This is a genomic window from Chryseobacterium sp. StRB126 (assembly GCF_000829375.1).
In the GTDB taxonomy this organism is placed as follows: Bacteria; Bacteroidota; Bacteroidia; order Flavobacteriales; family Weeksellaceae; genus Chryseobacterium.
The window spans coordinates 2,420,114-2,440,943 of the sequence record NZ_AP014624.1 but is presented as its reverse complement, the minus strand read 5'-3'; the positions used below and the strand labels follow the sequence as shown (position 1 = coordinate 2,440,943).

19 protein-coding genes and 1 tRNA gene are annotated in these 20,830 nt (G+C 36.3%); 9 read left to right on the top strand and 11 right to left on the bottom strand.

Annotated elements, in window-relative coordinates:
* Positions 1-15: 15 nt before the first annotated feature.
* Positions 16-636, bottom strand: coding sequence for a helix-turn-helix transcriptional regulator (locus CHSO_RS10975; RefSeq protein ID WP_045495844.1), 621 nt, complete (start codon positions 634-636; stop codon positions 16-18).
* A gap of 192 nt (positions 637-828) precedes the next feature.
* Between CHSO_RS10975 and CHSO_RS10970 the strand changes: the two genes are divergently transcribed.
* The 6 genes from CHSO_RS10970 (at position 829) to CHSO_RS10945 (ending at position 4,430) form a co-directional block, all read left to right on the top strand.
* Positions 829-1,455, top strand: a complete 627-nt coding sequence (locus tag CHSO_RS10970) for a superoxide dismutase (protein ID WP_045495842.1) — start codon at positions 829-831, stop codon at positions 1,453-1,455.
* A 30-nt stretch (positions 1,456-1,485) separates the two neighbouring features.
* Entirely contained in the window at positions 1,486-1,986 is a 501-nt protein-coding gene (locus tag CHSO_RS10965) for a DUF2480 family protein (protein WP_045495840.1), read from the top strand.
* A 6-nt stretch (positions 1,987-1,992) separates the two neighbouring features.
* Positions 1,993-2,562, top strand: a complete 570-nt coding sequence (locus CHSO_RS10960; RefSeq protein WP_045495839.1) for an NADPH-dependent FMN reductase — start codon at positions 1,993-1,995, stop codon at positions 2,560-2,562.
* A gap of 1 nt (position 2,563) precedes the next feature.
* A complete protein-coding gene (locus CHSO_RS10955) occupies positions 2,564-3,616 on the top strand; it encodes an NAD(P)/FAD-dependent oxidoreductase (RefSeq protein WP_045495838.1) in 1,053 nt (350 codons plus the stop codon).
* 194 nt (positions 3,617-3,810) lie between these two features.
* A complete protein-coding gene (locus CHSO_RS25595) occupies positions 3,811-3,945 on the top strand; it encodes a hypothetical protein (protein ID WP_232509184.1) in 135 nt (44 codons plus the stop codon).
* Between the two features lie 134 nt (positions 3,946-4,079).
* Positions 4,080-4,430: a 4Fe-4S dicluster domain-containing protein gene (locus CHSO_RS10945; protein WP_045495836.1), complete on the top strand. Its 351-nt coding sequence runs from the start codon at positions 4,080-4,082 to the stop codon at positions 4,428-4,430.
* A 157-nt stretch (positions 4,431-4,587) separates the two neighbouring features.
* On the opposite strand, the gene CHSO_RS10940 is transcribed toward CHSO_RS10945, so the two are convergent.
* From CHSO_RS10940 to CHSO_RS10930, 3 genes are all read right to left on the bottom strand, one after another.
* Positions 4,588-5,523, bottom strand: a complete 936-nt coding sequence (locus CHSO_RS10940; protein WP_045495833.1) for a ketopantoate reductase family protein — start codon at positions 5,521-5,523, stop codon at positions 4,588-4,590.
* A 2,125-nt stretch (positions 5,524-7,648) separates the two neighbouring features.
* Positions 7,649-8,227, bottom strand: coding sequence for a Crp/Fnr family transcriptional regulator (locus CHSO_RS10935; protein ID WP_045495831.1), 579 nt, complete (start codon positions 8,225-8,227; stop codon positions 7,649-7,651).
* A 133-nt stretch (positions 8,228-8,360) separates the two neighbouring features.
* A complete protein-coding gene (locus CHSO_RS10930) occupies positions 8,361-9,308 on the bottom strand; it encodes an NADP-dependent oxidoreductase (RefSeq protein ID WP_045495829.1) in 948 nt (315 codons plus the stop codon).
* A gap of 307 nt (positions 9,309-9,615) precedes the next feature.
* Here CHSO_RS10930 and CHSO_RS10925 point away from each other — a divergent pair, with 307 nt between their 5' ends.
* Positions 9,616-10,371 (top strand): helix-turn-helix domain-containing protein, encoded by a 756-nt coding sequence (locus CHSO_RS10925; RefSeq protein ID WP_045495827.1) that lies wholly within the window; start codon positions 9,616-9,618, stop codon positions 10,369-10,371.
* 25 nt (positions 10,372-10,396) lie between these two features.
* The gene (locus CHSO_RS10920; RefSeq protein WP_045495818.1) at positions 10,397-11,557 is read left to right on the top strand and encodes an FAD-dependent oxidoreductase; all 1,161 of its coding nucleotides are present in this window, start codon (positions 10,397-10,399) and stop codon (positions 11,555-11,557) included.
* A 1,315-nt stretch (positions 11,558-12,872) separates the two neighbouring features.
* Here the strand turns inward: CHSO_RS10920 and CHSO_RS25010 are convergent.
* Positions 12,873-14,294 (bottom strand): tetratricopeptide repeat protein, encoded by a 1,422-nt coding sequence (locus CHSO_RS25010; protein ID WP_171817636.1) that lies wholly within the window; start codon positions 14,292-14,294, stop codon positions 12,873-12,875.
* Between the two features lie 117 nt (positions 14,295-14,411).
* Positions 14,412-15,827 carry a tetratricopeptide repeat protein gene (locus CHSO_RS25005; protein WP_052480565.1) on the bottom strand — a complete coding sequence of 472 codons (1,416 nt, stop codon included), beginning with the start codon at positions 15,825-15,827 and terminating at the stop codon, positions 14,412-14,414.
* A gap of 343 nt (positions 15,828-16,170) precedes the next feature.
* Here CHSO_RS25005 and CHSO_RS10905 point away from each other — a divergent pair, with 343 nt between their 5' ends.
* The gene (locus CHSO_RS10905; protein WP_045495816.1) at positions 16,171-16,656 is read left to right on the top strand and encodes a GNAT family N-acetyltransferase; all 486 of its coding nucleotides are present in this window, start codon (positions 16,171-16,173) and stop codon (positions 16,654-16,656) included.
* 39 nt (positions 16,657-16,695) lie between these two features.
* Here the strand turns inward: CHSO_RS10905 and CHSO_RS10900 are convergent.
* The 5 genes from CHSO_RS10900 to CHSO_RS10880 all read right to left on the bottom strand — a co-directional run bounded on the left by CHSO_RS10900 (position 16,696) and on the right by CHSO_RS10880 (position 20,823).
* Positions 16,696-16,768 (bottom strand) — tRNA-Lys (locus CHSO_RS10900).
* Positions 16,769-17,050: 282 nt separating this feature from the next.
* A complete protein-coding gene (locus CHSO_RS10895) occupies positions 17,051-17,752 on the bottom strand; it encodes a DAPG hydrolase family protein (protein ID WP_198408396.1) in 702 nt (233 codons plus the stop codon).
* Positions 17,753-18,013: 261 nt separating this feature from the next.
* Positions 18,014-18,817 carry a helix-turn-helix domain-containing protein gene (locus CHSO_RS10890; protein ID WP_052480564.1) on the bottom strand — a complete coding sequence of 268 codons (804 nt, stop codon included), beginning with the start codon at positions 18,815-18,817 and terminating at the stop codon, positions 18,014-18,016.
* A 147-nt stretch (positions 18,818-18,964) separates the two neighbouring features.
* Positions 18,965-20,317 (bottom strand): collagen-like protein, encoded by a 1,353-nt coding sequence (locus tag CHSO_RS26510; RefSeq protein WP_052480563.1) that lies wholly within the window; start codon positions 20,315-20,317, stop codon positions 18,965-18,967.
* A gap of 23 nt (positions 20,318-20,340) precedes the next feature.
* Positions 20,341-20,823, bottom strand: a complete 483-nt coding sequence (locus tag CHSO_RS10880; RefSeq protein WP_084220965.1) for a T9SS type A sorting domain-containing protein — start codon at positions 20,821-20,823, stop codon at positions 20,341-20,343.
* Positions 20,824-20,830 lie beyond the last annotated feature (7 nt).

The window sequence follows — 20,830 nt, the reverse complement described above, 5'->3', positions numbered from 1 at the left end:
TTTAATGATGAAATATTACTGACTTATTTTATACACACAACGCTGTCCTCCTGAAATAATATGGTCTACCCTTTCCACGGTATATTCACTCCCAATCAGTGATTGAAAATTTGAAAGTTCCGCCCGGCAAAATCCCTGGCATTCCGTAGCAGCAGCACAAATAGGACAATGGTTTTCAATCAGAAAATATTCTTTGCCTTCTTTTTTCCATTCTGCCATATACCCTTCTTTGCTTCTGGCTTCGGCAAGAACTTCAAGACGCTCCTCTAGGGTTTTAGTCTTAGAAATAGCCTTTTCATAACGTTCATAGGTATTCTTCTCACGATCGGTAATCAACAGATCCAGTGCATTTTCTCCCAAAAGATTTTTTACAGATTGTAAAAGCTGAACCGTTACTTCCGCATGAGTATCCGGAAACTGCGCCAAACCTTTATCTGTAAGAGTATAGTAAGTAGAAGGACGGCCTACTCCTTCACTTTTCATTGTCGGTTCAATCAATCCGGCTTCTGCAAGGTTTAGCAAATGCTTTCTCGCTCCTTCTTTTGTGATGGATAACTCTTTAGCAATCAGAAGTGAAGTGGCTTCCCCTCTCATCTTTAAAAACATCAGAATGCGATCTCCTGCCGGTTTCTTCATTTGACAATATTTAGGTTGTTTTATTTTTCAACAACAAAGATAGTCATTTTCTATAATCTTCAAATAAACAAATCAAAACACTGTTTTACAATACATTAAAAATAAAAATTTCCAAATCAATAAAACAACCAATAAGTTGTTTTATTAAAATAAATTTCTACCTTTGTCCTACATTAATTAAAAATAAATGCAATGAAACCATTTACACTACCTCAGTTATCCTATGCGTATGATGCGCTGGAACCATTTATAGATAAAAATACAATGACTATTCATCACCAGCGTCACCATCAGGCTTATGTAGATAACCTGAATGCAGCACTGGAACAAACCAATGAAACCAATCCGGATCTCAATTCTTTACTACAAAGAATCAGCGAATACAGTCCGGCAGTGAGAAATAATGGCGGTGGGCACTTCAATCATTCTTTATTTTGGGAAATCCTTTCTCCTCAACCCAAATTAACTCCCGAAGGAAAACTGAATGAAACGATCATCTCCACTTTTGGAAGCCTGGATGAACTTAAGGCTGAAATGAAAAAGGCTGGGCTTGGACAATTCGGATCAGGCTGGGTCTGGTTGTTTGTAAAATTCAATGGTTCTCTTGCGGTAAGCTCTACTCCCAATCAGGACAATCCTATGATGGATGTTCTTCCGGTGAACAGAGGCTTTCCAATCCTTGGAATTGATGTTTGGGAACACGCCTATTATCTGGCTTATCAGAACAAAAGAGCAGATTATCTGGATTCATTCTGGTCTGTATTAGACTGGACATCGGTAGAGAAAAAATATGAAGAAGCTCTTTCAAAAATAAGATAATACACAATATTTCAGGATAAAACAGAAGCAATGGATACTCAGGTTTTCGTCAATAAAGCAGCTGCTTCAGGCATTATTGCTTTTGACTTTTTAGATTATAAGCCCACTACAGAAATTGTAGAATTAGATATTAAAGACCATCTTTTTATGGGAATGATTGTCAAGGAAAAGGAATTTAAAGAATCCATTTCGGCAGCAGATTATTCTGTGTATCAAAACAAGGCTGTCGGAATTATTTGTTCTACTGATGCTATCATTCCCCCTTGGGCCTATATGCTTCTTATGGAAAAGCTATCCCCGTATGCCGTTTATGTAGATTTAAAGAGTGCCGAAACGGTATTGCTTGATCTTTGGAAACGCCGTATGACCTATGCAGATCTAAAACATTTTAAAGATCAGAAAGTTGTTGTGAGAGCAAGTAATTCTCATGATCCGGCCCTTTATGTATTAGCTACTGAACTTTTAAAACCTTTGGTGAAAAGCCTGATGTACGGCGAAATAGGACTTCCAAAAGTAATTTTCAAAAAATAAAACAAAATGAAAGCAATCATATTCAACGGATCTCTGGAAAGAAGAACAGAGTCTACTTCCGGACTGATCTCTGCTTATCTATCAGAACAGCTGGAAGCGCTCGGGATCCGCACTGATATTTTTACGCTCGCAGATTCCGGGATTCCTTTATTTGATGTCACACTCACCAAAACCCCTTTGGCTGTGGAACGAATGACTCAACTATTTCAGGATGCTGATTTTCACTTCTGGCTGGCCCCACTCTATCACGGAAGCATTCCGGGAGTGATGAAAAACTGCCTGGATTGGCTGGAAGTAACTGCCAATTCTTATGAGCCTTATCTTACAGACAAAACTATAGGACTGGTGTGCTGGGCAGATGGTTTACAGGCCATGCAGGGAATTAATGCGATGGATGCTATTGCTAAGTCATTACGGGCATGGCCGCTTCCCTTCAGTGTTCCGATTCTCAGAACTTTCTTATTTGATAATGAAAATCCTAAACAGATCTCAGCATTCTATACCAGTAAACTGGATAAGCTTATCAACATAGCCACCACAAAGAAAATTGAAAAAAAGATAATAAACCAATCATAACATGATAGAAACAGATATACTGATCATTGGTGCCGGCCCTGTAGGGTTATTTACGGTTTTTGAAGCCGGCCTTCTCAAAATGCACTGCCATATTATTGATGCATTGCCACAGATGGGAGGCCAGTTATCAGAATTATATCCCAAGAAGCCCATATTTGATATTCCCGGATTCCCGAGTGTATTGGCTGGTGAACTGGTTGATAATTTATATGAACAGATCAAACAGTTTGAACCCGGATTTACCCTTTATGAAACGGCTGTACATCTTCTGAAGCTGGAAGAAAACTTATTTGAAGTGATTACCGATAAAGGGACAAAACACAGAGCTAAGGCGGTTGTTATTGCCGGAGGCCTCGGAAGTTTCGAGCCTAAAAAACCGCCTATTGAAAATATTTCTTTGTATGAAGACTGCGGTGTCAATTATTTCATCAAACGTCCGGAGGATTATGCCGGAAAACGTGTGGTGATTGCCGGTGGTGGCGATTCTGCCCTGGACTGGACGATACATTTAGCAGAAATAGCTTCCTCATTAACACTAATTCACAGGCGAAATGAATTCAGAGGAGCTCTGGATTCTGTAGAAAAAGTGAAAAAATTAAAGCATGAAAGAAAGATCAATCTGATTACTCCGGCAGAAGTTATCGGTATTAAAGGAGAAGGTTCACTACAGGAAATTGTAGTAGAAAAAGAAGGTGCTATTCAAACTATTGATACCGATTATTTCATTCCTTTATTTGGATTGGTTCCTAAGCTTGGCCCTCTAGTAGAATGGGGGCTGGAACTGGAAAAGAATGCCATTAAAGTGGATAACAGCACAGATTTCCAGACGAATATCGGTGGGGTTTATGCTGTAGGAGACATTAATACCTATCCTTTTAAAATGAAGCTGATTTTATGTGGGTTCCATGAAGCGGCTATTGCCTGCCAAAGCATTTACCAGCGACTGAATCCTAATAAAAAGTTTGTTCTGAAATATACTACGGTAAGCGGCATCGAAGGTTTTGACGGAACAAAGAAGCAGGCAGAAAAGCAAGTAGTAGCAACAATTGACTAATAACCATGAAAGATGAAATTACAATCACAGTGACAGATCAGACCGGTATTGAATATACCCTGATCTGCCCACTGGAGATGGGACTCACTTTAAAAGATATCTGTAAAGCCTATGAACTCCCTATGGAAGCCATGTGCGGCTGAATGGCGATGTGTGCCACCTGTCATTGTTTTATTCTGAACAATGCAGCATCATTGTCTGAAAAAAGTGATGTGGAGGATGCACTTCTTTCGGAACTCTTTACTTCCAATGAAACCAGCAGGTTAGCCTGTCAAATCTATCTGACAGCCCAAATGGATGGCCTTGCCATAGAAATTGCGGCAAATTAACAGATTCAAAATACAAGTTTGCACAGTTTATGATGTAATAAATTGTTGGAACTGTTTTAATTAAGTTTAGTAGGGATTTCTAAAACAGTACGTTGAAGGAATCCCTTTTTTACAACATTTTAAAAATAAAGCATATGGCTATTAAAATAACAGATGCCTGCATCAACTGTGGTGCCTGTGAACCTGAGTGCCCTAATTCAGCCATTTACGAAGGAGCCATCGACTGGCGTTGGCAGGATAAAACGAAACTTTCGGGTCATATTAACTTCCCGGATGGTACAGAAGGAGACGCAGCAACCTATAATCCGGCGGTTTCTGATGATGTTTATTATATTGTATCCGGAAAATGTACCGAATGTAAGGGGTTTCATGAAGAGCCTCAATGTAAGGCGGTATGCCCGGTAGACTGCTGTATTGATGATCCTGATCATAGAGAAACAGAAGAAGTTTTGTTAGACCGGCAGAAGTTCATGCATGGAGCTTAATTCTAAACTATACATTCCTATAAGTATTCTGCCATTCTAAATTAACTACATAAACACATCATTTTTAATAATGCTGCTAAATTTCTATTCAATCAATAGAGGCAGGTTTTAACCCGCCTTTTTATGATATTCCAATTCAACCGGCTTTAGCCGAAACTTATTTTTCTTTAATCTCATTATAAATCTTTTCAGTATAGGGAGTCTCCATATTCACCTCTTTACCATATTTCAAAACCGCTCCGGCAAACAGCTCCAGCTCATTCTCTTTTTTTCCGGAATGAATATCCAGCTGCAAAGATGTAGGCGTTTCAAAAGGAAATGTAGACGCTTTTTCAAAGGTTTTTTCAATAATATCTTCAGCAAGATGAATTTCTTTTTGATTTGCAATCTGCTTTATTTCCTTCATAATCTCTGTTGCTTCCTGTTTTTGTTCTTCATCAGTACAAACAGTTCCAATAGATGAATTATGCTTGGCGGTTACCAGTCCAAAGCTTGCAATGAAGATAAACTTAGTCCAGATATCTGTTGTAGAATTGTCTTTAAAATCAAAATCAATTTTGCTTTCCTGAAGAAGATCCGTTACCCATACAATATCACTTGAAAAATGCTCAGGATCTCTTCCTACAATCATCTTTCCTGCTTTTCCTTTATGCTCCACCGTTCCTCTTTCTTTAATATGAGAAGCCACATAAATACAGGTTGGCAGAATAACATGATCCGGAATTATTTTTCGGATTCTGTCGTAAATATCTGCTCCGTTCATCATAGGAAGCAGAATTGTATCTTTAGTAATCACTTCTTTCAGCTGTCTGCAGACATTCTCCAGATCATATTCCTTTACACAGATCAGGACAAGATCAGGATTTTTAAGATCACTGATATTCTGTTCTATTGCATTTGGATGAGTACGATTGTTGGAGTGTTCTGGTGAAAGTAAAACCAATCCGTTTTCTTTTACTTTATCATAAGTTTCGCCCCTTGCTACAAAGGAAACAGTATATTTTCCGGAAGTCTCATTTATCTGGTTAATTTTAAAACCGAAATATCCACCTACACCTCCTAATCCAACAACTACTATATGTTTTTTGTTCATGAAATTATTTTTAGCAAAGATGGATGACAAATTTCAATCTATCACTTGACAAATGAAAAGAAATGATAGTTTAAGACTAAGATTGGAAGAGGGAGGCTGGAAGCTGGAAGTTCTAGCAGGTTATAAAACAACAGACAGACCTCTTTATTAATTTTTAAAATGATTATTATTTTTCTACAAACGCAGAGAGCACAAAGATAATTTTTTGCAGTGCTTTATATTAGTTCGCAAAGGCACTTCGTTCAGCCAAGAAATATCTACACCGCTACCTTGCTGAGTGGAACGCCCTTGCGAACGAATCTAAAACATCTTACTCAAAAACTTTGCGAACACTGCGTTAAAAAATTTCCAGAAATCATCAGGCTGACAGTAACTTCCAGCTCCCAGCCTTTTACTTAATTACTTATTCTGATTTTCTTAAACGCAGAGAGCACAAAGATAATTTTTTGCAGCGCTTTATTACCGATCGCAAAGGCACTTCGTTCAGCTAAGAACTCATTACATTTTACACCTTGCTGAGTGGAACGCCATTGCGAACGAATCTAAAACATCACACCCAAAAGCCTTGCGAACACTGCGTTAAAAAACTTCCAGAAATCATCAGGCTGACAGTAACTTCCAGCCTCCAGCTCCCAGCCTTTTACTTAATTACTTATTCTGATTTTCTTAAACGCAGAGAGCACAAAGATAATTTTTTGTAATGCTTTATTACCGATCGCAAAGGCACTTCGTTCAGCTAAGAAATAAATACACCATCCACATTGCTGAGTGAAACGCCCTTGCGAACGAATCTAAAACATCTTACTCAAAAACTTTGCGAACACTGCGTTAAAAAACTTCCAGAAATCATCAGGCTGACAGTAACTTCCATCTTCCAGCCTTTTACTTAATTACTTATTCTGATTTTCTTAAACGCAGAGAGCACAAAGATAATTTTTTGCAGCGCTTTATTACCGATCGCAAAGGCACTTCGTTCAGCTAAGAAATAAATACACCATCCACATTGCTGAGTGAAACGCCATTGCGAGCGAATCTAAAACATCACACCCAAAAGCCTTGCGAACACTGCGTAAAAAACTTCCAAAAATCATCAGACAGGCAGTAACTTCCAGCCTCCATCTTCCAGCTCCCAGCCTTTTACTTAATTACTTATTCTGATTTTCTTAAACGCAAAGAGCACAAAGATAATTTTTTGCAGTGCTTTATATTAGTTCGCAAAGGCACTTCGTTCAGCTAAGAAATAAATACACCATCCACATTGCTGAGTGAAACGCCCTTGCGAACGAATCTAAAACATCTTACTCAAAAGCCTTGCGAACACTGCGTTAAAAAACTTCCAGAAATTATCAGACAGACAGTAACTTCCAGCTCCCAGCCTTTTACTTAATTACTTATTCTGATTTTCTTAAACGCAAAGAGCACAAAGATAATTTTTTGCAGTGCTTTATATTAGTTCGCAAAGGCACTTCGTTCAGCTAAGAAATAAATACACCATCCACATTGCTGAGTGAAACGCCCTTGCGAACTAATATAAAACATCTTACTCAAAAACTTTGCGAACACTGCGTTAAAAAACTTCCAGAAATCATCAGGCTGACAGTAACTTCCAACCTCCATCTTTCAGCCTTTTACTTAATTACTTATTCTGATGTTCTTAAACGCAGAGAGCACAAAGATAATTTTTTGCAGCACTTTATTACCGATCGCAAAGGCACTTCGTTCAGCTAAGAAATAAATACACCATCCACATTGCTGAGTGAAACGCCCTTGCGAACGAATCTAAAACATCTTACTCAAAAACTTTGCGAACACTGCGTTAAAAAACTTCCAGAAATCATCAGGCTGACAGTAACTTCCAGCTCCCAGCCTTTTACTTAATTACTTATTCTGATTTTCTTAAACGCAAAGAGCACAAAGATAATTTTTTGCAGCGCTTTATTACCGATCGCAAAGGCACTTCGTTCAGCCAAGAAATATCTACACCGCTACCTTGCTGAGTGGAACGCCATTGCGAACGAATCTAAAACATCTTACTCAAAAACTTTGCGAACACTGCGTTAAAAAACTTCCAGAAATTATCAGACAGACAGTAACTTCCAGCCTCCATCTTCCAGCTCCCAACCTTTTACTTATTAATATCTCTTCGGATTCTGCTCAACGAACTGTCTTTAATTCCCAGATAGGAAGCAATGATCTTCAGCGGAACATGCTGAAAAATATCCGGATCTTTCTTCATCAGATTAGCGTAACGGGTTGAAGCTTTCTGGCTTGCCATTTCGATCAGTCTGTCGTGAATATTGTGATAATTCAAAACAAAAAGAAGCCTACTAAACTCCCTGAATTCAGGAATATTGTGAAAGTTATATTGCACGTTTTCCAATCCGGTTTCCCAGAATGTACAGTCTGTAACAGTCTGATAGATTTCTTTGGTTGGCTGTTGTCTGAAAAAGGATAAAAAATCGTTCACAAAACACGGTGCAGCATAAATATTGGTCGTAATTTCCTCATTATCCTCATTCAGCAGATAGGAACGAACATATCCTTTTTCCAGAAAATAGGTCTTGGTACTGATGGTATTTTGATCCAGTAAAACATCATTAGCCTTTAACTCAAAAGATTTGAAGGTTTCCGTGATTTTCTCCACCACTTCATCTTGGATACTGAACAAGGAATGGAAATAATTATTAATCGATGATTTATCCATTGGAAATTACAACGCTATCTATTTTTAGCCTTCTAAAATAGGGATAATTCTGTGAATTTGGTTTAAAATATACATCGAAGATCTGTTGAGGAAACACCCTGTCAAAAATTCTTTGAATTTTTGACACCCAATATCATAACTCCACCACCACTTTTCCTATGGTTCGTCCAGTTTCAATCTGTTCATGGGCTTTTGCTATTTCATTGAAAGAAAATATATGAGAAATATGAGGCTTTATAATTCCTTTTTCCAACAGAGAAGCTATTTTCTGCATATCCCTGCCACTGGAATACACTGACATAAAATAGCAGGCATGCAGGTTCTTTTCACGAGCCTGCTTTTCATCATCCTGAGTATGTCCGGAAGGCAGCGTTACAATAGTCCCGAAAGGCTTTAAAACCTGAACAGATTTCTGAAAATTTTCACCGCCAATAGCTTCCAATACAAAATCAATATCATGAAGAAGCTCTTCAAAATGATTCGCTTTATAGTCAATATGTTGATCAGCTCCCAGTTCCATTACAAAATCTTGGTTAGCTGCAGAGGAAGTAGCAATAACATGAGCTCCAATATATTTTGCAATTTGTATGGCAAAATGTCCTACTCCTCCGGCGGAGGCATGAATAAGTACTTTATCCGTTGATCTCAGCTTACCATAACTGTCAAAAGCCTGCCAGGCAGTCAATGCCGCCAAAGTGCTGGCTGCCGCTTCAAGATGTGTAACATTTTTAGGCTTAACTGCTAAATGTTCTGCCGGAGCTGCTACATATTCAGCATAGGCTTTGCCGTGTCCGGCAAAATTAACCATCCCAAAAACCTCATCTCCTACCTTATATGAAGTGACTTCACTTCCAGCTTCAACAATCACACCGGAGATATCCCAACCTAAAATCAAAGGATCATACTGAGTTAAACTTTCTGCAAGTGGGGCCTTTCTACTCCGCACTTTAACATCTACAGGATTGATGCTGACGGCTTTTACCTTAACAAGGACTTCATGATCTTTGATACTCGGTTTTTCAATTTCTTTTTCCACAAGATGCTCTGTTCCACCGAACTGTTCCAATACGATTGCTCTCATAATCTTTTACGTTATATCCACAAAAATAGACTGATTTTAAGCATTAAAACAGGTATATTTCGTATATATTCAGGTATATTTTAAGGCTACGAATGCACAAGTATTTTTAAAATCCTGTGATATTTTCTGTGTGCTAATGTGGTGGAAAAATTAAACAACATTAGCACATAGACTTTAAGATATTAATAAACAACTTTCATTTAGGCATATGATTTTGGCTCAACCTAATTTAAATAATAATTTATCTGGGATTAGGCCTATTTTTGTAATTTAATCTGTTAAAGAACATCACTCCCTTTTATTGATTATGGATAAGGACTTTCAGTTTCATTTCATTGAGCCAGATCAGAGTATTTCAGATTTTGTAGAAAATCTGGGAACTTTCCATAACCGGTCGGATGCAGCAAAAGAAGTGGTTATTATTCCGGATGGAAGGGTTGATTTATTTTTTATGCAATCTTCATCGGAACCTTTTCAGGTCGCCCTTATCGGATTGGAAACCTATCCTGAACAAAGACAGATTCTGCCACAGACTCAGGCTTTTGTTGTAAGTTTTAAACCTATTGCCGTTGAATACATTTTAAATACAACCATTGCAGATGTACTCAATACAGCAAAAGAGCTTCCTAAGGATTTCTGGAACTTTAAAGCGGATGATTTACAGGATTTTGAACTTTGCTGCACCAAAGCAATACAAAAGATTAAGGAACTTATTCCCCAGAAAACAGATGAGAAAAAACGTAAGCTTTTTGAGCTGATCTATGCATCAAAAGGTGAAATGAGCGTGAAAGAACTGTCTGAAAAAGTGAATTGGAACAGCAGGCAGATCAATCGTTATTTTACAAAGCAACTGGGCCTGTCTTTAAAGGCCTATTCTACGATCTTACGTTTCAGAGCTTCTTTAGAGCATATTGCACAAGGCAGATTATTTCCAGAACTTAATTATACGGATCAGAATCATTTCATTAAGGAGATTAAAAAATTTTCTGGTGTTGTTCCCAAAGAATTATCCAAAAATAAAGATGACCGATTTATACTATTATCAGTGCTGAAGGGACAGTAATTTTGTCCTGTAAAATTTAAATACAATGCTGATAGACAATATATCAATAGCCATCGTAGGTGGTGGCCCTGCCGGATTAACACTGGCAAGACTTTTACAGCTTAAAAATGCCTATGTAAAAGTATACGAAAGAGACTTTAATAAAGAAGCACGTGTGCAGGGTTCTCCCCTCGATATGCATGAAAATTCAGGACTGGCAGCTATAAGTAAAGCTGATTTATTGGAAGAGTTTAAAAAGACATTCCGCCCCGGGGCAGATAAAACACTTATCATGAATGAACAGGCTGAAATTCTGTTCAGTGACCATGACACCAAACCAGACGAGGATTTTGGAGCTGAGCATTTCCGTCCTGAAATAGATCGTGGGCCTTTGAGAAATATGTTGCTGGAATCTCTCCACCCGGACACCGTTGTTTGGGACAGTCATTTTATCTCCATGGAACCTCAAAACGAGGGCTGGCTGATTCATTTTAAAAATGGAACATCGGCTTATGCAGACCTTGTGATTGCTGCAGATGGAGCTCATTCCAAGATCCGTCCTTATCTCACAGATAACAAACCGGTGTATTCAGGAGTCATTATGCTGGAAGGAATTGTTTCGAAACAACATGCTCCCCATATCAATGCATTAATTAATGGTGGAAAGATAATGGCCTTTGGGAATTCTAAAAATATACTGATGGGTCAAAAGGGAAATGGTGATCTTGGATTTTATGCAAGCTTTAAAGCAGAGGAAAACTGGGCTGCAAATTCCAAGCTGGATTTCTCGGATAATACAGCCATTCTTCATTGGTTTAAAACAGAATACCCGGAATGGAATGAAATATGGCATGAACTGTTTGAAAACGCTGTTATCCCTTTCATTCCCCGTCCTATCTATGCTATGCCATTGGATCAAAGCTGGGAAACAAAATCAAATATAACTTTAATAGGTGATGCTGCCCATGTTATGCCTCCATTTGCGGGAGAAGGAGCCAATATGGCAATGCTTGATGCCCTTGAGCTCAGTGAACATTTAACAGATAGCAGCTATACCTCTCTACAGGAAGCGATTTCCCATTATGAAATCAATATGCGGAAACGAGCTGCAGATGCAACCAAAGAATCTCTTGAAAACGGAGAGCGTATGCATTCTGAAACAGCCTTAGCAACCATGCTCGAGTTCTTTAGTGGACATTTAAGATAAAAAACAGGAAGAATAAGTCTTGAAATATCATTGTTTTATAGAGTGCAATAACTTTTTACTTCCCTCCTCCATCTTCCTACCTTTATAATAAAAATGGCTGCCTCAACTGAGACAGCCGTTTTTCCCTCTAAAAAAATAAATATTTCTTCTCTCCTTTTAAGATCCTGATTTCGGAGATTCATTTGTGTAAAAAAAAATATGATTAAAAAATATACTTAACATAATTTGCGAATTAAATAGCTGCCTCAAATATTAAGACAGCTATTTCCCAGCTAAGATAAATATCACTTTTTACCTCCGGTAGATTCCTTTACCGGAACCTCATTTATGTTTTATTTTTTAATTAACTGTATTGTAAGTGTTTGATCGTTTTTGATAGTCGCCACATGTTTTTCTTTATATTAACATGCTGTATCGGCAAAAACTTTAATCATTCATCACAATACAATTACAAATCTATATTTTAAATCGAAAGAAGTAAAAAAAACACCTACTACACTTGTACAGCATTAACACATGATACTGATTATCAAATAACTATAATCAAACAAAAAAAGTAAATACTATTTTTTATAAATAAAACATATAGGAAATGCTTAAAGAAAAAATACAAAAAGTCATTTTTGAAATAGTTCAGATATTATATTCTTAGGACTTCATTTCATACAGCTTCCTCAAATTCACATCCACTAACACCAAAAACACGCAAAATAATCAATCGTCTTATTTTCAATATATTAAATATTAAAATATGACCTGTAGTACTCGTGTAGTAGACCTATTTTTTATTATTTGATTAAAAATTTTCATATTTGAGCTCAAGACCACTAAGAAAATTCAGGTGGCGAAAAAAAACATTTCGAAACACTGTCTGATGTGATGCATCAGACAGTTTTTTACTTGTACATAAGTCATTAAAAAACTGATCAAAATATTGATTTCTGTGAGAAGACTAAACTGTTTCTGATCCTATATTTTTTCTGTTAAACAGTCCACTACTGAATAAAAGCATAGCTGGGCAATTTTCTTAGAAGTAAATGGAGTTTCAACAGAGCACAGAAAATCCCAATTCCCATAGCATAAAGCATTTTTGGCCTTATACTTCACTTTCCCGCCTGCCGATATTCTCATTTAGATGAACCCGAGAATCATACTCACCCAGAGTCCGGAATCTATTCTATCTTTGTTCATCAAAACTGCATGAAATAAAAAAAAGAAGGAACAAGTAAAGAAGGACACAAAATATGATGTTTTTATTATCTTAATCTAAAAGATATAGGTAAAACTTTTTATTAAGAACAATAATGTTCATTAATCATTTAATACGATCAAAGAAAACATAAATATCTGTTTCTGTGGGAATATTCATTTTTTTCCGGATTCTGTATTTTTTCTGTTGAATGGTTCTATGCTGAACAAGTGTATAATTGGCAATTTCCTTAGAAGTAAAATGCAGCTTCAGCATGGCACAGAAAACCAGCTCTGAAGTTTCAAGATTAGAGTTAATGGCTAAAAGTTGTTCTATATATCCAGGATATACTTCTTTAAAACAAGTAAGAAATTCAGAATCATTCCTTTTGGCCATCTCAATGATTTCTTCCTGCCTGTTATCATGGATCCTGTTTTTCAGGCTTTCAGCCTCTGATCTCAGGTCGGCCTTTCTTTTCCTCAAAATAGTGATGATTCTCCACGAATAGACTGCCAGTAAAGAAAATCCTGCAAGAGACAGAAAAATAACCCATTGAACCTTAGTTCTATGTTGTTCTGCACCAGTTTTTGATACTGAAATAAAAGATTCCATATCCTGATTAATGGTTGCCAATAATGCTGCATTGGTCTTATTTTTTGCTTCAGTGTAAGCATTCAGATAAAAATAGGCTTTTTCTTTATCTCCTGTTATTTCATATAAAGTCCTAAGATCGTTATAAATATACTTTGTATACTGAGCAAAAATACGCCTAGTTTTTTTATCAATCTCCAAAGCCCTTAAAAATTCTTTTTCTGCCTTATCATATTCATTATAATAAAGGTAATATTCCCCCATAATTGTATGAATATTAAGAGTAATAGCATCCTCTCTATTTCTGACAATCATTTTATTATAAGCACTTGTTATATATTTATAAGTGGAATCCTTATTTTTATGCATGTATATATAATCACTTATTGTACAATCTGCAATACCGGTTTTATCAAATTCTCTTGCTTTCTGAAAATATTCCAGAGCAGCCTTGGGATTCTTTTTTTGAGTATAATAATCCCCCTGTTGTGTATAAATATTATAAAGAGTTATCTTTTTTAATTCGGAATCGTTACTTTTCTCAATATTCTTTAATGCTTCATTATTGTACTCAAATGCTTTATCAATCCTTCTCAGCTCAGAATTAAGCTTACCGTAATAATTGTAAAATATAGCTTTATGCAAAGGATTGTCTGAATTTTCCAGAATTTCCTGAGCTTTATTAAATAGAATATTGGATTTTTGATAATTTTCCAGGGATATATTGACTCTCGCTAAGTTTATATAACATAAAGCTTTACCATCTTCATACCTTATTTTCTCTGCTATTTTGTAGTATTTTTTATTAAGATTAACCAAGGAATCATATTGCCCTGCTAATCTGAATTCTTCATTTTGCGTCATTAAAGGGATGTCAAAGCTTTTTTCGTATTCCCTTGAACTCGGGTTACAAGACATCAGAATGATGAGTACAATAAAAAGTAAAACGCGGATCATAATGCTTTTTCCTTTAATTGAATTTTTGTATAAATTAAGATTAAAAAATGACTTTTTAAACAAAGCGGTATTACATTTTTTTAAAATTGTACATAATAACATTAGTTCATTATTCTTTTAACTGCTAATTTTATCAAAAAAAACATAAATGTCCTCTTCTCTCGGAATATTAAGTCTTTTCCTGATTCTGTACTTTTTTTGTTGAACAGATCTGTGCTGTACAAAAGTATAATCGGCAATTTCTTTGGATGAAAAATGAAGTTTCAGCATGGCACAGAAGGTAAGCTCAGAGTTTTCAAGATCCGGATTGATTTTTAAAAGAGTATTTATAAAATCCGGATTAAGTTCTTTAAATTTCATCAGGAATGAGGAATCGTTTTTTTGGGCGAGCTCAGTCACTTCCTTCAGCATTTTTGCTCTTACATGGCTTTTCAATTCTTCCGTTTCTTGCTTTAAAGCTCTTTTTTTAAGCCTTTGGGTTTTAATTGTTTTCTGAACATATATCCCGGAAACAGTTAATGCAGTGATGGATAGCGCAATAGCCAGCGGCAAATCACTTCTATGCCAGTCAGACTCAGGTTTTATCTCGGAAATAAAATTCTCCGTGGCCTTATTCATTGTATCGAGACGTGCTACATCCAAACGGCCTTCCTCTTCCATATATTTTCTCAAGTAGTAATAAGCTTTACCTCCATCATTCTTTTTTTTGTAAAGCTCTGCAAGAGACTTGTAAACATTTTGGATATGTGAAGAATAAGTACGTCTTGTTTTAATATTGATTTCAAGAGCTTTTTTAAGGGCCTTTTCTGCCTGTTCATTATTATTCACCTCATTATAATAGTATCCCATGGTATAATATACCCATAGAGATTCTGCATCACTTGTCTTTTGGCTAAGCATCTTTTCATCCGACCGTGTAATATATACTTCAGCGGAATCTGTTTGGTGCCTGAATAGGTAGTATTGAGCAACCATACAGTTACTATATGCTGAGTTTTCCAATACATTTCCCTTTAAAAATGATTTCAGAGAAGTTCCGTACCATCCTTTAAAAGTATAATTAATACCTTTATTGATATAAAGCCTTGGAAGAAGTTTTCTTTTAAGATCTGAATCTTTTGCTTCTTTCAAATATAAAAATGCTTTACTATTAAATGTTATAGCTTTATCATACAACTTAAGATGTGAATAATACTGACTATAATCATCGTAGAAAGCTGCCTTATGAAAACCGTTTTCTGAATTTTTAAGGTCGTTTTCTGCCTTATTGAAAAAAAACAAAGCTTTCTCATAGTTTCCGGCAGAAATATTTACCTCTGCCATATTAAGATAACAAAGAGATATTCCTTCTTTATATCTCATTTTGGCTGCTTTTTTCAGATACTCAATATTAAGTTCAATAAGCGCTTCATACTCACCTCCCAACTGTAAGTCTGTACTCTTTTTTATCAGAATAGAATCAAACTTTTCCCTCTCTTTGTTCTGAGAATTCTTTTTACATGAGACAATACACAACAATATACCTATGCTCATTGTACAGATCATTATCTTTTTTATGAGTATTGAATATGGTATAATATTTTTAATAATAACTAGTTTTTAATTTACATTGGTATTTTCGCATACCTACCTATACACTTTTTTATAGTTAAGTTGAAAAACTTATCCATAATTTGATATTTTCTTTAATTCATGATATAAATATACATAATTTATATCCTCAATATATATAATAAGACTACCTGAAATTTAAAGTGTTACATTTTCTGTACTACATTCTAAAAAATATGTATAATTTTAACTTATTAAAAACAAAAAACTAAACTATATTCATATATTAAAAAAATAACTTTAAATTATAATCATAAAATCCATCATGAATATAGAATATCGAAAACTTTTATCCCATGAAAGCTCAATGTATCGGATGATTCGTCTAGAAAGTCTTGAACAATTTCCTGATTCTTTTGAGGCTAATTACCAGGAAGTCCTAAACACCGAGAAACTTAGAATGGAAATTGATATTGAAAATCAAACTCCCGAAAAGTTTGTATTTGGCGCTTTTGCAGATCAAAAGCTTATTGGTCTCTGTACTTTTGTTAAAGATGAGGCCAATTCCGGGAATATCTACCAGATGTATGTAAATAAAAACTTCCAAGGAAAAAATATAGGCTCCGGATTGGTACAGGCAGTTATTTATGAAGCCAAGGAAAAACTTAATGTAACTGAGGTGTATTTAGAAGTTGCTCATAACAATGAATCTGCTTATCATCTATACAAAAAGAACGGATTTAATGAAATAGAACCTCAAAACAGCGGAGATGAAATATCAAAAGTTACTGTTATGAAATATATAGTATAAAACAAAAAAGAACTACAAAATTGTAGTTCTTTTCATTTGTGACCCGGCTGGGATTCGAACCCAGGACCCATACATTAAAAGTGTATTGCTCTACCAGCTGAGCTACCGAGTCGGCCACTTACTTTTTCAAGTAAATCCCTTTGTTTAAGGGACTGCAAAGATAGAAAAATATCCTTTAAATACAAGCGTTACGCTACTTTTTTTCATCTGAAAATTTAACCCTTCCCCTTAAAAGTCTCAGTATTATTTTCTGATTCACATCAACCCTGCCATGCAAGAGATTGATAAATAATTATTTATCATTAAAATGCGACATGAAAAATTTTCACATCGCATTTTTATCATTCTATTAAAAAAAATATTTTTTCAAATTAAGGAGGTGCCTTTACTACAACTACCAAAGAAATGGAGCTTTGTCTCCATTTTTATTTTCGGCATAATAAAGAGAAGGAAGAACCTGTGCGAGATAAGTAAACTCACTGTAGCAATGCTCCATAAGTCCAAATCCTACCTCATCTGATAATTGATTTTCACGATCCGCCATTAATGCTCCAAGATAAAAATGGCTTCTCAATGTACAGCCTTGTACCGTATCCCTCACCACATGGAACATATAGCCGTCAATAGGATCCCCATTATGATCCACAGGTGTATTTTCACCAAACCCTATCCTTGCATAAACAACAGCACTAACCGATCCATCCGCATACGCCTGTTTTAGAACATCCACATTAAAGATATCTGCAGGATCATGGAATTTTATAGTAGCCTGCACAGGAGGAATATCACCCAGAGATTCTGTAGCATGTATGGTTGCTCCAATGTAATTCTCGTATTTAATCCATTTACTGTCCCAGCCACCGTGCTCTACATGGTCATGAGGATGCCAAAGTTTAAGATCGGCCGTTGTTTCAAAATACTTGAACCACCAATCCAGCATTTTTCCTTTACAATGATGCAAAACATTCCTCATTGCAATATGGAGCATTCCGTTTTCCAATCTACTGATGCCCGCTTCAAGTGCTATAGGTTTAGGAGATAACAGCGTATTAATATTCCTGAACATTACTTCTTCGGTTTCCTTTGTCGGTTTCATACTTACTATTTTAATTACATTATTTAATCTTTCAACCGAACATCCATGAAGAAAGCTAAGGCTCATTCTGGATCCTTCCTTAATCATTTCTTGAACTGTTGATTGTTGTACAAATGTAAACCAGACGGATTCTCAAATCATTGTATTATTTTCTAATAGACCTGTACAATTTGGAAACATATGGTCATGAGATTACCCGTCTTTAGAATCTCATATATAAAACGTAAAATGTAATTAAAAAAGAGAAATGCCGAAGCGTCATTACAAGCAGTCATTCAACTTCTTGAACTCCTCGGGAGTACGTCCTGTTTGTTTTTTATAAAACCTGGAAAAGTAAGCCGGATCTTCAAAATGAAGATCGAATGCAATCTCTTTTATTGTCAGTTCTCCGGAAATCAACATTCTATCTGCCTCTACAATAACCCTTTCATGCAGCAGCTGAGTAAGCGTTTTATTCATTTTCTCTTTCAGAATCTGATTGATCCGTTTTTCACTGATTCCCATCTTTGAAGCATAAAACTCTGCCCTGCGCTCAGTTTTATAATATTCATCCATTAACATAATGAACTGATAGACTCTTTTCTGATGGATATCCTGATTTAAAAAATAATGCTGACTGGTACGGATTAAGTTCAGAAGAAATACTTTTAGCAATGACTTTAAAACCAGATAACTTCCCAATGCACTTCGATATTCTTTCTCCATCAGTATGCTGAGATATTGAAGTGTCTCTACAACATCATTATCCAGATAGAGACTGGTATACTGCCCATGTATATTGAAAAGATTGAAAACATCAAGTGCAAACTCTTTATCATCTTCTTCCAGATATTCCCTTTTAAAGGCGATCACACATCCTTCCTTTCCTTCAAAATTTATTTTTTCAGAGCGATATAACGGTATCAGATAGATACCATGACCTTTATCTGTAGCCTCCGGATCATTTCTGAACCACATCATTTCCAGGAGATGAGCCCGTTGAGAGCTCTCCATATAATGATCCGGGCCGTTTTGGAATTCGAAAAAGATAAACTTTGATGGATCAATCTGATGGATGAATTTCATATTCCTCGCTCAATTTTATAATGCTATACAAATATACGAGACTAAAGGATTGGGATAAAAATAAAAAAAGAACCACTGAAATAGTAGTTCTTGTTATTGATAACCGCACAGAAATGCAGCTTGTATATTTTTATAAGAAATTTAATATTACTTAATCACTGTAGCTTTGAAAGAAAAGGATGAACCACCATTAGAACCGGTATCATATATATAAACAGTTACGGTATTTGCTGATGTTACCTTAGAGGTGTAGACCGGCGGATAATCTCCTATTGAAATATTACTTATTGGATTTACAATAACCGCATCCCCTACTGCTGCCCCAGCGACAGTAATTGTAAGTGAAGCCAGAGAACCTGGAGCTGGCAGAGTTATAGTATTTGTTCCTGTTAATAATTGTATGCTGCTACCACTGCTTGGGGTAGACCAAGTTCCATCTCCTCTAAGATAAGTAGAAGAACTTGCAGTACCTGAAGTTGTCGCTATTTTTGCCATTGTAACGGAAGCATCAGCAATCTTAGATGTAGTTATTTTATTAGCTCCAACAGTTACTACTCCTGTGGCATTTATTGTTGCGTCACCAGTCATACTAACAGGAGTTCCGGGTGAAAAAGGTGCCGTTGAGTTAGTTAAAATTATTTGCCCACCAGCCGTACCATTAGAAAAACCATTACCTTGTGGACCTTGCGCCCCCGCTACTCCCTGAGCTCCTGTGGCTCCCGTAATTCCCTGAATACCTTGCAATCCCTGAGCTCCTGTAGCCCCGGTTGCTCCTATTAGCCCTTGGGGTCCTACTGCTCCAGTAGCTCCCTGAAGACCTTGCAAGCCTTGTGGTCCGGTTGCTCCGGTTGCTCCGGTTGCTCCTACTAACCCTTGGGGTCCTACTGCTCCAGTAGCTCCCTGAAGACCTTGCAAGCCTTGTGGTCCGGTTGCTCCGGTTGCTCCTACTAACCCTTGGAGTCCTACTGCTCCAGTAGCTCCCTGAAGACCTTGTAAACCTTGTGGTCCTGTAGCTCCTGCTATCCCTTGAGCTCCCGTTGCTCCGGTAATCCCCTGAATACCTTGAGGTCCTATAGCTCCTTGAGGACCAGGAATGGAACTTCCTGAAGTTTTTGCATATAGAGCATAAGGAACACTTAGCAATTGCGACGTTCCTGTTATAGTATAATTATTTGATCCATTAGGATCTGTTTCTATTTTCATAAAATAAATATCTGAGCCCCAATCAATTGTAGAGTAAGAACCACTAACTAAAGTACCGGCACCAATTTTTGCAGTTACTAAACCGTTAATATTGGTAGTTTGAGATTGGGTTTCTGAGTATACTACAGTTCCTGTTATGGAACCTTTCAATATAGAAAATTTCATTCCTACATTCTGGTTACTTACCAATTGATTACTTGAATTTCTAATAATAGCCTGATAGCTCATTGCATCCTGCACTTGTGAAAACATCAAAGCAGAAGCTAAAGATGCTACTAGAATGGAAAGTTTTTTCATAGGTAATTAGTTTTATATTTTATTTATTTGTTTTTTAGAACCTTAAAGATTTTGATATCTTTTCCCTCCTTTGATATTTTTAATAGGTACATTGCAGCAGGATAAGATGTCATTGTAATTTGAGTTTGTGACTGAAATATAGGCTTACCAATCAGTAGTCTGCCACTGCTGTCATAAAGATCATAGCGATATTTACCGTAATCTTTAAATCCCATTTTCAAATTAAGAATATCCGTTGTAGGATTAGGGAAAACACTAAGGCTCAAATTGATTTCGGTAACCTTGACTCCTAATGTTGGTATGATTTCATAAGACTGTTGAACACCTGCTGTAACACTTCCCGCAGAAGATGGTATTGTTTCATAAAAACTTTGGCCAATAGAAGCTGTGGCACTGCCTGTGGTACCAGACATATTATTACCACCAGTATTTAACGTTTCTTGTGCAGAAATCTGAATAGAGAAACTAACAAGAAATAACGAAAGTGTAAAAAATGTAGTTTTCATATCATAT